The 11337-nt window shown below is 58.5% G+C and carries 10 protein-coding genes and 1 tRNA gene; 4 read left to right on the forward strand and 7 right to left on the reverse strand.

Annotated elements, in window-relative coordinates:
* Nucleotides 1–40: 40 nt before the first annotated feature.
* Complete coding sequence (aceA, locus tag EDC31_RS08525) at nucleotides 41–1315, forward strand: isocitrate lyase (protein ID WP_042057485.1); 1275 nt, start codon at nucleotides 41–43, stop codon at nucleotides 1313–1315.
* Between the two features lie 190 nt (nucleotides 1316–1505).
* Nucleotides 1506–3665: a malate synthase G gene (locus EDC31_RS08530; protein ID WP_042057487.1), complete on the forward strand. Its 2160-nt coding sequence runs from the start codon at nucleotides 1506–1508 to the stop codon at nucleotides 3663–3665.
* 195 nt (nucleotides 3666–3860) lie between these two features.
* Here EDC31_RS08530 and EDC31_RS08535 read toward each other — a convergent pair whose 3' ends face one another.
* Nucleotides 3861–4958: an N-formylglutamate amidohydrolase gene (locus tag EDC31_RS08535; protein WP_081797501.1), complete on the reverse strand. Its 1098-nt coding sequence runs from the start codon at nucleotides 4956–4958 to the stop codon at nucleotides 3861–3863.
* A 108-nt stretch (nucleotides 4959–5066) separates the two neighbouring features.
* Between EDC31_RS08535 and EDC31_RS08540 the strand changes: the two genes are divergently transcribed.
* Nucleotides 5067–5141, forward strand: a tRNA-Val gene (locus EDC31_RS08540).
* On the opposite strand, the gene EDC31_RS18505 is transcribed toward EDC31_RS08540, so the two are convergent.
* The 5 genes from EDC31_RS18505 to EDC31_RS08560 form a co-directional block, all read right to left on the reverse strand.
* Complete coding sequence (locus tag EDC31_RS18505; protein ID WP_352230405.1) at nucleotides 5092–6084, reverse strand: tyrosine-type recombinase/integrase; 993 nt, start codon at nucleotides 6082–6084, stop codon at nucleotides 5092–5094. The genes EDC31_RS08540 and EDC31_RS18505 overlap by 50 nt on opposite strands.
* A gap of 77 nt (nucleotides 6085–6161) precedes the next feature.
* Nucleotides 6162–6485: a helix-turn-helix domain-containing protein gene (locus EDC31_RS18510; protein ID WP_352230406.1), complete on the reverse strand. Its 324-nt coding sequence runs from the start codon at nucleotides 6483–6485 to the stop codon at nucleotides 6162–6164.
* A 648-nt stretch (nucleotides 6486–7133) separates the two neighbouring features.
* Entirely contained in the window at nucleotides 7134–7565 is a 432-nt protein-coding gene (locus EDC31_RS08550) for a hypothetical protein (RefSeq protein WP_239641745.1), read from the reverse strand.
* A 19-nt stretch (nucleotides 7566–7584) separates the two neighbouring features.
* Nucleotides 7585–7959, reverse strand: a complete 375-nt coding sequence (locus EDC31_RS08555) for a hypothetical protein (protein WP_132127002.1) — start codon at nucleotides 7957–7959, stop codon at nucleotides 7585–7587.
* 139 nt (nucleotides 7960–8098) lie between these two features.
* The gene (locus EDC31_RS08560; RefSeq protein WP_132127003.1) at nucleotides 8099–8437 is read right to left on the reverse strand and encodes a hypothetical protein; all 339 of its coding nucleotides are present in this window, start codon (nucleotides 8435–8437) and stop codon (nucleotides 8099–8101) included.
* Between the two features lie 2154 nt (nucleotides 8438–10591).
* Here EDC31_RS08560 and EDC31_RS08565 point away from each other — a divergent pair.
* Complete coding sequence (locus EDC31_RS08565) at nucleotides 10592–11089, forward strand: ribonuclease H family protein (protein ID WP_042062099.1); 498 nt, start codon at nucleotides 10592–10594, stop codon at nucleotides 11087–11089.
* Here the strand turns inward: EDC31_RS08565 and EDC31_RS08570 are convergent.
* Nucleotides 11086–11337, reverse strand: a 252-nt coding sequence (locus EDC31_RS08570; protein ID WP_165920199.1) for an integrase core domain-containing protein, incomplete at its 5' end; no start/stop codon positions are given. The two genes, EDC31_RS08565 and EDC31_RS08570, sit on opposite strands and share 4 nt — an antisense overlap.

Here is an 11337-nt window from a genome sequence, read left to right on the forward strand (position 1 = left end):
ATCCGTGGCCTGTTTTGCTTAACGAGAAGGAAGCCTGGCTGTGACCATTCGCTCCGTGGAAGAATTCCTCAATTCCGAACGCTTCAAGGGGATCAAGCGCGACTACACGGCCGCTGATGTCGAGAAGCTCTCCGGTTCGTTCACCATCGAGCACACGCTCGCTCGCCGCGGCGCCGAGCGTCTCTGGAAGCTGCTGCACGAGGAGCCGTACATCAACTCCCTCGGCGCGCTGACCGGCAACCAGGCCATGCAGCAGGTCAAGGCCGGGCTGAAGGCGATCTATCTTTCCGGCTGGCAGGTGGCGGGCGACGCGAATCTCGCGGGCCAGATGTATCCCGACCAGTCGCTCTATCCGGCGAACTCGGTGCCGATGGTCGTCAAGCGCATCAACAACGCGCTGCGCCGCGCCGATGAGATCGCCCATCTGGAAGGCAAGGGCGACGACACCTACTGGATGGCGCCGATCGTGGCCGATGCCGAGGCCGGTTTCGGCGGCCCGCTGAACGTCTTCGAGCTGATGAAGTCGATGATCGAGGCCGGCGCCGCCGGCGTCCATTATGAGGACCAGCTCGCTTCCGAAAAGAAGTGCGGCCATCTCGGCGGCAAGGTGCTGATCCCCATCTCCCAGCACATCCGTTCGCTGAACGCCGCGCGTCTGGCCGCCGATATCGAGCGCGTTCCGACCGTGCTGGTCTGCCGCACGGATGCGCACTCGGCCCAGCTGCTGACCTCCGACGTCGATGAGCGCGACCGTCCGTTCCTCACCGGCGAGCGCACGGCGGAAGGCTTCTTCCGCATCAAGGAAGGTCTCGGCGTGAAATACGCGATCGCCCGCGGCCTCGCCTATGCGCCCTATGCCGATCTGCTGTGGTGGGAGACCTCCGAGCCGAACATCCAGGAAGCCGAGGAGTTCGCCAACGAAGTCCACAAGCACTTCCCCGGCAAGATGCTCGCCTATAACTGCTCGCCTTCCTTCAACTGGAAGAAGAAGCTCTCCGACAAGGAGATCGCCGAGTACCAGAAGGCGATCGGCGCGATGGGCTACAAGTATCAGTTCGTCACGCTGGCGGGCTTCCATGCGCTGAACTACTCGATGTTCAAGCTCGCCAAGGGCTATGCCGCATCGGGCATGGCGGCGTATTCCGAGTTGCAGCAGGCCGAGTTCGCGGCGGAATCGGAAGGCTACACGGCGACCCGCCATCAGCGCGAGGTCGGCACGGGCTGGTTCGACGCGGTTGCGGTCGCGGCCTCGGGCGGGGCATCCTCCACCACGGCCATGTCCGGCTCGACCGAGACGGAGCAGTTCCATCACTGAGTGACGGAGATCGGGCGACGGCCCCGGGCATCATCGCCCGGGGCGGCCGCTCCTGCTGCGACGTTATGTTGAACGGCGGATGGCTGCGCGAGGCGGTCCTCCGCTGTTTCCGTTAGGGTCTGGTCGCTTCAGGCTATCGGCCTGAAGCGCGATCGGTCCCTCACCGGAAAGACTCTCAAGAGGATTGAAGATGGGGTACAGTGAGATTGGCGGCCTGCGCGTCGATGCGGGGCTGAAGGATTTCGTGGCGGCGAAGGTGCTGCCGGCCATCGGTCTGGACGAGGCGGCGTTCTGGAGCGGCTTCGCTGCGATCGTTCACGACATCGCCCCCCGCGCGCGCGAGGCGCTGGCCGTGCGCGACCGGATGCAGGAGCAGATCGACACCTTCCTGGCCGATCCGGCGAACCGCGCGCCCGAACGTCAGGACGCCTTCCTGCGGGAGATCGGCTATCTGGAGCCGGTGCCGCCCGCCTTCACCGTCTCGACGCCGGATGTCGATGAGGAGATCGCGACGCTGGCCGGTCCGCAGCTCGTCGTGCCCGTCACCAATCCCCGTTATGCGCTGAACGCCGTCAATGCCCGGTGGGGCAGCCTCTACGACGCGCTGTACGGCACGGACGCGATTCCGCGCGAGGGCGATCTCGCGCCGGGCAGGGGCTATAACGAGACGCGCGGCCGCGCGGTCGTCGCCCGTGTGCGCGCCTTCCTCGACGAGGCCGCGCCGCTGCTTTCCGGCAGCCATGCGGACGCGACCGCGTATTCCATCCTCAAGGGCCGGCTTCATGTGGATCTGGAGGGCGGTCGCACGTCTGGGCTGCTGCATCCGGACCAGCTCGTCGGCTATCAGGGCGACGCGGCTTCCCCGAGTTCGATCCTGCTCGTCCATAATGGCCTGCACATCGACATCCGCCGTTCGCGCCATTCGCCGGTCGGGGCGAAGGACAAGGCGGGCATCGCGGATGTGGTCCTCGAATCCGCGCTGACCACGATCATCGACGCCGAGGACAGCGTTTCCGCCGTGGATGCCGAGGACAAGCTGCTGGTCTATGGCAACTGGCTGGGGCTGATCGACGGCTCGCTCTCCGCCGAAGTGCCGGACAAGGACGGCGTCAAGCTCCGCAAACTGGCTGAGGACCGCGTCTATACCGCGCCGGACGGGTCGGACCACACGGTGTCGGGGCGCAGCGTGATGCTGTTCCGCTCCGTCGGCTGGCACATGTTCACCGATGCGGTGCTGGATCGCGACGGGAAGGAGATCCCCGAGGGGCTGCTTGACGTCGTCCTCGCCGCCGCCATCGCGAAGCAGGATCTGGACGGCAGGACGCCTCATCGCAATAGCCGCAAGGGCTCGGTCTATATCGTCCGGCCAAAGCAGCACGGTTCCGCGGAAGTGGCGCTGTCCTCCGAGATGTTCGCGCGGGTCGAGTCCCTGCTGGGGCTGAAGCCGCTGGCGCTGAAGATGGGGATCATGGACGAGGAGCGCCGCACGAGCGCCAATCTCGCCGCCTGCCTCCACGCCGCGAAGGATCGCGTGTTCTTCATCAATACCGGCTTCCTCGACCGCACGGGCGACGAGATTCATAGCTGCATGAAGGCGGGCGCGGTGCTGCGCAAGGGCGACATGAAGGGCACGGGCTGGATCGCCGCCTATGAACAGCGCAACGTCGCCATCGGTCTGAAATACGGGCTGCGCGGCCATGCACAGATCGGCAAGGGCATGTGGGCGATGCCGGACCGCATGGCCGACATGCTGGCGCAGAAGGGCGGCCAGCTCAAGGCGGGCGCCAGCACGGCCTGGGTGCCGTCGCCGACCGCCGCCACGCTGCATGCGCTGCATTACCATGCGGTGGATGTCGAGGAGATGCAGGCCGCGCTGGCGGAGACGCAGCCGCGTCCCGTTACCGATCTGCTCGAACTGCCGCTTGTGCAGGAGGCCGACTGGTCCGACGCCGAGCGCGCCGCCGAGCTGGATACGAATCTCCAGGGGATTCTCGGCTACGTGGTGCGCTGGGTGGATATGGGGATCGGCTGTTCCAAGGTGCCGGACCTCAACGGCGTCGGGCTGATGGAGGATCGCGCCACGCTGCGGATCTCCGCCCAGCATGTCGCCAACTGGCTGCTGCATGGCGTGATCTCGCGCGAGGAGGTCGAGGAGGGTTTCCAGCGCATGGCGAAGGTGGTGGATGGCCAGAACGAAGGCGAGGCGGATTATTCCCCGCTGGCCGGCAACGGCAATGGCCCTGCCTTCCGCGCCGCGCGCGAACTCGTCTATGAGGGCGTGGAGCAGCCGAACGGTTATACGGAAGCTATCCTGCATCGCCGTCGTCGCGAGGCGAAGGCGAAGAGCTGATCCGCGACGCAGGTCGTTTGGTGCAGAGGGGAGCGGATTTTTCCGCCCCCCCCATCGAAGCTGAAGGAAGCGCTGGGCGGCTTGCCGAATGCCGCGTTCGCAGGACGATGCGGAAGGTCGGTCGCTTCGTTCTGACTCCGGCTCGGCGCACCGGAAACCGGCCCGTCGCAGAGCCGGTTCGTCTGGGAGTGCGTGTCAGGCAAGGCCCTTGAGGTGTTCGATGACATCGAGCCAATAGCCTTGCTGGCCAATCTCCTGTTCCTCGAGCGCGGTTTCATAGTGACGGCGGGCGATCGTTGCGGCCTCGGCGCCATGGGCCGCCGCGAGTTCAGCGGCTTTTTCCTTCGGACTGGTGGACATGACTTGACGTTCCCCGGACAGGCCCGGGCGGGAGTGCCCGGAAAGATGACGATAGGAAGATGAGTCATACTCCTGCAAGCCCATCTCGTCGCGGAGGGAGGGCAGCACGGAGGCCAGGCGTGCAACGACCACCCGCATGTCGTTTCGCAGACGCTCGATCCCCTTGTGCGGCTCCAGCGTCGTCTCATCCATATAGAGCGCGCGGCGCATCTCGATCTGGATTGCGTGACGCCGCTCTTTCGGACGGCCATGATGCCGGGTCGCGTAGCCGCCGGCATAGGGCGTGTTGCGGGCGACGCTGTAGCCCCGCATCCTGAATTCGTTTTCCAGCAACGCCATGAGGGCCGGAGAGGCGCTCTGTCCCCGTGCGTCACCCAGCACGATATCGGCGGTATCACGATGCGGCAGGCGCGGCATGGAATGGATGTCGAGCAGGATGGTGAACCCGAACCGCGCCCGCGCCCTCTCCAGCAATGTATCGAGAGCGGTGTGATAGGGCTGCCAGCATTGCGCGATCCGGATATGCGCCTCGACGAGGGGGAGCTGCTCCCGGTAGATTCCGCGCCCCGAGGCGGCGACACGCGGAATCATGCCGAGGCCGGAGCGGATCTTGTCGGTCGTCGTCAGGGCGAAGGACGGGAGGCTCTCGCGGAACATGCCGGGGTCGAGCTCCCAGGCGGCGCGATTCACATCGCAATAGACGCGGGGAAAATGGGCCCGCAGGAGCGGCGCGCCGAGCGTGGGGACATCGGCGACGATGACGTCCACATGGGCGTCCTCGCTGCGGCGGAGCGTTGCGAGATCGAGGCGGGAGAGACGCAGGAAGCGATCCGGATACATCGTGCCGGAATGAGGGGAGGCGACCACGACGGGGATGAGCAGATCCTGTGGCGCGACGATGCTGAACGGGGCGGAGGAAGGGGATGCGTCCATGCGAAATCTTCTGGTCCCTCCGCGGCGGGACGTCGATATGAAAATTTTTCGGCGCGGTGGCTTGCCAGTTCCATCCGGCGACGTTAATAGCCCGCCTACGGATCGGATGGGCGCATAGCTCAGCGGTAGAGCACTACCTTGACATGGTAGGGGTCACAGGTTCAATCCCTGTTGCGCCCACCATCCGTTCCGGCAGAAAACCAACGGTTTTCTGAGGCTTATGCATTGGACTGCCATCCTTTGCATTTGGGTCTAGCACGCTGTTAGCACGCAAATTGAGTTTTACCATCGATCGGGCTGCCACCCGGTCGATGGCGCTTGCGACCTCGTCAATAGCTTGTCTGGCGTTTGCGAGGAAGTCCGGACGCACATGCACATATCGGCCAGTGGTGCGAAGATTCGGCATGGCATGCCCCATGAGGGAAGCAACCTCTATTTCGGGCACACCGCGCGTGATCAATTCAGTCGCCATGGTGTGTCGAACTGTGTAGGGCACGATATCTGGCGGCAGTCCTGCCGATTCGCGCGCAGCACGCCATGCTCCGTTGATCTTGAGAATCGGCTTGTCCTTGTAGGTCACGAGATGACCAGAAGGGACGCTCTCAATCCACGATCTCAAAAACTCCGGCATCGGAATACGTGGTCGCCGCTTCTTCGTTCGAGCCCGACCTGGCGGGTTGAGGTCAATCACCCCATGCCCCAGATCGCATTGCTCACGGGTGAGTTGCAGAAGTGCCTCTGGGCGTGAGGCCGTCCCGATGAGAAGCGCAAGAAATATGCGAAGATGGGGCGGCATATCTGTCGCCCAAAGCCGAGCCATCTCCTCAAGCGTCATAATGCGCTCGCGCCCCTCGCCTTCAGGTGGAAGCACAATCGGGATCTGACGATCGATCTCGCCATTCTTCCAGGCCCAGTTCACGGCGGCAGCGGCAATGCCCATGACGCGGCGGGTGTAGCCAGCAGAATAACCGTTGCCCCGCAAGCACGAGGCGATGCGCTTTTGTTCGGCGACGGTGTACCCAGCAACGGAAGCGCCTGGCTCCATGCTATCCAGCATCAGCTCCAGCGCCCTTCTGTTTGGACCAGCACTCCGTGTTTTCTCGCTATGATGCTTGAAGTATCGCATAAAAACAGAAGCCAAACCGGTCTCTGACGTCGGTTCATTTCTTCTTTTGGCGTATTCTGTTACATATTCTGCGAGCTTTATTTTCGCCTCTTGAAGAACATTTGTGCCAAGAGATGCTCGCTTTGTTTGTCTGGTTTTAGGATCATACCAGCACGCGCACCACGAATCCGAGTTTGGACGTTTTCCAAGAAAGTATTGTCCAATTCTGAATACTGCGTCAGTTTCGGACATCTTTCATTCCTTGCGAGGTAGTCTATCAAATGGCCTTCGGCGTAGCGCACTCGCGAACGGATTTTCAGGTAACCGATCCGGCCTTCCTGCCTTTCTCGTCGCAGTGTAATTGAAGAAATGCCAAGACGAGAAGCTGCTTGCGGCTCTGTGTACAATAGATAATTCGCCATCACTCACGCAACCTCGCGCCTTGTGCCTGCCTCAGAAGGAGTAATTCTTTTTCTGTTCTTTTTCGGAGAACACGCCTCGCTCTTTCTCGAAAAACCTGCAAAGGTACCGCAAATATTTCACCGTAGCACTCCAAAAATGCCCGATGAATCGATTCGTATGACCACTCCTCGTCACGAAAACGGCGCAAATCGTCAATGTGGCGGATAAGAAGTGAACGACATGCACCCGTACCATTTGGAATTGGCAAGTTGGATTTTTTCTGAAGCACGCCCATTGGTTCGCTGCTATCACCTGAATAAATCAGAATTCATTAATATCAATAGAAAACGTTATCAGGCGTTTTAAGGCATGTCAAAATAATATTTCACGTATATTTATTCTTTACTTCTTTACATAAAGTATTCTTCCTTTCTTCCTTTCTTCCTTTCTTCCTTTCTTCCTTTCTTCCTTTCTTCCTTTCTTCCTTTCTTCCTTTCTTCCTTTCTTCCTTTCTTCCTTTCTTCCTTTCTTCCTTTCTTCCTTTCTTCCTTTCTTCCTTTCTTCCTTTCTTCCTTTCTTCCTTTCTTCCTTTCTTCCTTTCTTCCTTTCTTCCTTTCTTCCTTCCTTCCTTTCTTCCTTTCTTCCTTTCTTTCTTCCTTCTCCTGCCCCTATCGGTTCCCGAAAGGCAGCAGCGGCGGCATTCCGCCCTTTTCCTCGATCAGCTTGCTCAAATAGCTGACATTGCCTTGCTGCATGTCGGCGGTGAGTTCACCAGGCAAAGGATGCTCATAGGTGCCTATATGGCGCGCCTGGCTGTACGTCCGATTGATGGATCGTATTTCCTGATCGAGCCCCTGGACACTCTCGCCACCAAAGCGCCGACGCACATAGGACATTGTTCCAGGTACCAGCCCTCTTGCCTCATAGGAAGCCTGTAGCTGCTCAAAACAATGTAGCTTGCGCCCTAGCGTCATGTGCCGGCATTGCTTCTGCTCATCAGCTTTCATGGTGGCCTGTGTCGCCTGCCACTCGGGATCTATGATCTGCGCATGAGCCGTGCGGATCTCGCTTACACCAAACCCGGCCACAACTGCGGCCATCAATAGAATTTGCCTCATATCAGTCACTCGATGCTGTGAAAGCCTGCACCTTTTGCAGATGCTTGAGATTCTTTTCGGCAATGTCGTTCTCGACTTCCAGTTGCCGGATATGCTGCTGAAAAGCCATGTCCGCCGTGGTCTGCTGTAGTTGCAAACTGGCGTCATTCTGATGCAGCGCGGTGGACTGCTCGGCCGCGATGAGCTGCGTGGATGCTCCCACATCATCATCTCCGAGGTTGTCCAGGGCCTCGTCCTGCTTCTCCATGACCTGGGCCATGTTCTGGCGATCCTTGTTCACCGCCGCCAAAGACGCGGCCTCCCGCATGGCCTGGTTGGTATCACGAGCCGCCCGGTCATATCCGGCATCTGTCGGGCTGTCCGATGCCAGACCCATCAGGCTGGCCGCACCCGCTTGGGCGCTGGTGCTTCCTGGCAGATTGTAGGTGCTGGAAAGAACTTCTCTCGCATCTTGAGAGAAATTCCCACTAAACCCGTTCAGTGAATAAAGGTCACTCAGGTCATCCGTGACGCTCTCAAGTCGGGAAATATCGGAATCCAGTGATCCGCCCCCCCAATGAAGCGATATTATCCAGACCTTTAGCGTTCTGTATTTCCTGCGCCGCTTGCTCTAGCTGTTCGTAATACTGCTCTCCCTGCATGTAGTACTGTTCACCTTGTTGCAGGTAGGACTTGGCAGCTTCAAGATAGCCCAGGTCGGTACTAACTTCGGTCTTTGGGTCGGTCACTATGACCTGCGCTTTTGCAACAATGGATATTCTGCACAGCGCAAAAATCGTGACTAGCAAAGCACTTTTGAACATATTTACGGTCATATTTTTTGCACTCCCGCGCATATCCTCAGTCATGTTCATGGCGCGTTTTCTGTGTTCAACCGGCATATTTAAGCGGCAATAAAATACACGCTTAAATACACTCAAAGTTTGAGCAATCCGCGCACGAACCGTAACACATAAATAAAAAAATCAGGTAGTGTCAAAATACGGATACACAGTTTTGACGCATACACTTAATGTATCGTGATACATTAACAAGCCTATACTTGATTCGCGAAACGCCCCGAAATGAGTGCGCGACCAGGACGCGACAGGCGTTCAGAAACGTTCATTTTCGTTCAAATACGTTCGCAAAAGGTCGAATATGGTTAAATAGGGTCATAAATGGTCGTTTAGGGTCGAAAAAGGTCGAAATTTTATACAACTAATTGATTTGAAATAATATTTTATCAAGAAACCGACCTCTCGCGAGGCGGGTTGGGTACTTCATATAAAATAAGCGGAATCCGAACGGCAAGCCGTTCGAATACTTCATAACTTGAACATCCTATAAAAAATTACTTGATGGGCGGAATCTGGGTGAGGCATCCTGCTCTGGCAGGGCCTCCACGTCCTGCATGCGCGTTGATTGACATACGCGGGGCGGCTGGATGCCGACACCCGATCCTCACATGGAAAGCCGTAATGCGTGCCGGTCGCTGGCACACCGAAAGAACCGGCGTTCCGGTTCCTGATTCTGGTCGTCGAAATCGTATCCCTCGTGGTCGATCTTCGATGCCCGCCAAGCATCAGGACCGACCCTCGCCATCCTTCCGGTGCTGCGCCAACAGCACCCCACCAATCCGGCCCCATGAAAGGAGAGGGCCAGGCTGCAAACCACCACCTCAGCACGTCACTTCGTATTGCCGCCCCAGTCGGGGCACGCCTGCCGTCTAACCATCGGCAAGCAGGGCGCGGCCTAACCAGCCCCGCCCGATCTGTTGCTGTAGCCGGATGCCTTTAATCGGGCTCGTCCGGCTGCAATGGGCGCTCGGGGGTGAAACTCCCCCGTTCGATCCAATCCAATCTTTGATATTTCAAGATGAAGATGGGCGACGCGGACACGGCCACCCCTGCCGGTTTCGGCAAGGGGTGAGCCTGTCAGATGGGAGAAACGGTATCCAGTCCGTTCCACGGGCGGCAAGGGATTGTCGAACGTGTGCCGCGCAGGTGGGCGACGGCATGGCGGGAAACCGTCATGGGCCTCAGAGGGGAAACCTGGATGAAGCGGTACCAGGGGGCGCAAGCCGCCTGGATCGTCGGATAGCTCAAGCCTGTAACGGCGTTCAGTAGGACGCTGCGCGGAGAGAAAGTGCGAGTGCCGGGGCCTACAGTGTTCCGGTGGGTAAAATTGGAAATCATGGTGTGAGTAAGGGAGACGCTTTGGATGTTCGGTCCCCCCAAATCGGCTGTGCCCTGGCACGGTCGAAAGGCTCCAAGAGCCTAGCAATCATGGTGAGATGCTCGCGTACTGCTCGTTAAAATCCGTCTGAATAACGCGGGAAGGTCTAAGTGTCTGGTCGAGATCTTTCTATGAAATTTCAATCACTTGCAGGTATGGTAGATTTCACCGGACCTTGAAATCATTGAGTTTTATTCGTTGCAAACTTGGTGGACGGGGTGGGTCCTGTTTATAAGGTTTTGAAATTGTTCAAAATGATCTCGACCGGACTCTAAGGGCTGCTCGGGGTGGTTCCTGAGCGACAGCCTATGACCGGGAGCGGGCTTAGTAGAGTGAAAATCCCCTTCGCGGTTTATCCGAAGCGTTGGGGAGAGGCAGGGATTTCGAGGGTGGTTCCTCATCCTGTCAAAGTCTCGAAAGGTCCATGCGACAGAGAAGCAATACAGAGGGTGCTTGGCGGCACCTGGTGACGATGTTCCTGATCCTCGTGGGTGGTACCACGATCGACCGGGGGAAAAGGGAGTGTTGGTCGCATTCCCCTTAAAACTGGCAGTTTTCCAACAATCAGCAATCAATGCACATGCAGCAATAAGGAGATGATCTTATGAGGATGTCGAGTTCTGTGCGTCGGGTAACCGGCAAAACCTGCGGTAAAATAGGACGCCCCTTTCCTGGGGCCTGCGCGTTGCGCAGGTAGTCCTTCGGCTATCCCGTTGGGAATGGCTGACCGGTCAACAGGTCCGAGGGAGAAGCATTAACTTGCTTCTCCCTCTCCACTCAGGAAGTGAAAGATGGACAATGCCTACCGCCTCGCCCTGGAATGGGGAATTCAGTTCCAAGAGTTGTTTGACCCGTTGGCGACCCTGATCGCCGTGGACGCATCAGCGGACCATGAACGCGCCTCCTATGCGGGGATCATTGTCCATTTTCGCGACGGGGAGACAAAAATCTCGACCATCGGCCAGGTTACGCGGATTTTGACTGGACCGGCTTACCCGGAACTCTGGGCTGTGAACTGTGCCATACGGTGCGCTAGGCGTGACAGACACCTCCCAGCCCGGAAGATCATTTTCACCGACTGCCAGCACGCTCTGGCGTGCGAGATGCGGGTGCATGAAGAAATCCGATGGGTGTCCAGGCGAACGCCGATTATCAAGCGTTTGCATGTTGAGGCCAATCGTATGCGGAAATCTCTCCCGTTGATGACACCATCCTCATATCGGGCCGTAGAGCGGCAGAAAGATATGGCGGGGCAAGAGAGGGGAAGCAAAGACGTTGCGATCCTCTAGATGTTTAGTCCCATGATTTGATGGTGCGGATTATGTATGAACCGTGATGGTTCTTTTTCCCACTGCTGGCAAATGAATTCATATGGAGTGAGGCCGCGCAATGTCTTGAGCCTTCGGGCGAAATTGTAGGCAGCGACGAAGTCTGCGAGGTGCTGGCGCAACTGGTCGTGCGTTTCGTAATGGAAGCGCTTGACCGTTGCCTCCTTGATCGTGCGGTTCATCCTCTCGACCTGGCCATTCGTCCAGGG

This window comes from Acidomonas methanolica (assembly GCF_004346035.1).
GTDB lineage: Bacteria > Pseudomonadota > Alphaproteobacteria > Acetobacterales > Acetobacteraceae > Acidomonas > Acidomonas methanolica.

Coding starts and splice junctions, on each gene's coding strand:
- EDC31_RS08550 (WP_239641745.1), bottom strand. CDS start 7,565: ATGGCCGCAGTTGTGGCCGGGTTTGGTGTAAGCGAGATCCGCACGGCT.
- EDC31_RS08565 (WP_042062099.1), top strand. CDS start 10,592: ATGGACAATGCCTACCGCCTCGCCCTGGAATGGGGAATTCAGTTCCAA.
- EDC31_RS18510 (WP_352230406.1), bottom strand. CDS start 6,485: ATGGCGAATTATCTATTGTACACAGAGCCGCAAGCAGCTTCTCGTCTT.
- EDC31_RS08555 (WP_132127002.1), bottom strand. CDS start 7,959: ATGGGTCTGGCATCGGACAGCCCGACAGATGCCGGATATGACCGGGCG.
- EDC31_RS08535 (WP_081797501.1), bottom strand. CDS start 4,958: ATGGACGCATCCCCTTCCTCCGCCCCGTTCAGCATCGTCGCGCCACAG.
- EDC31_RS08560 (WP_132127003.1), bottom strand. CDS start 8,437: ATGAACATGACTGAGGATATGCGCGGGAGTGCAAAAAATATGACCGTA.
- EDC31_RS08530 (WP_042057487.1), top strand. CDS start 1,506: ATGGGGTACAGTGAGATTGGCGGCCTGCGCGTCGATGCGGGGCTGAAG.
- EDC31_RS18505 (WP_352230405.1), bottom strand. CDS start 6,084: ATGCGATACTTCAAGCATCATAGCGAGAAAACACGGAGTGCTGGTCCA.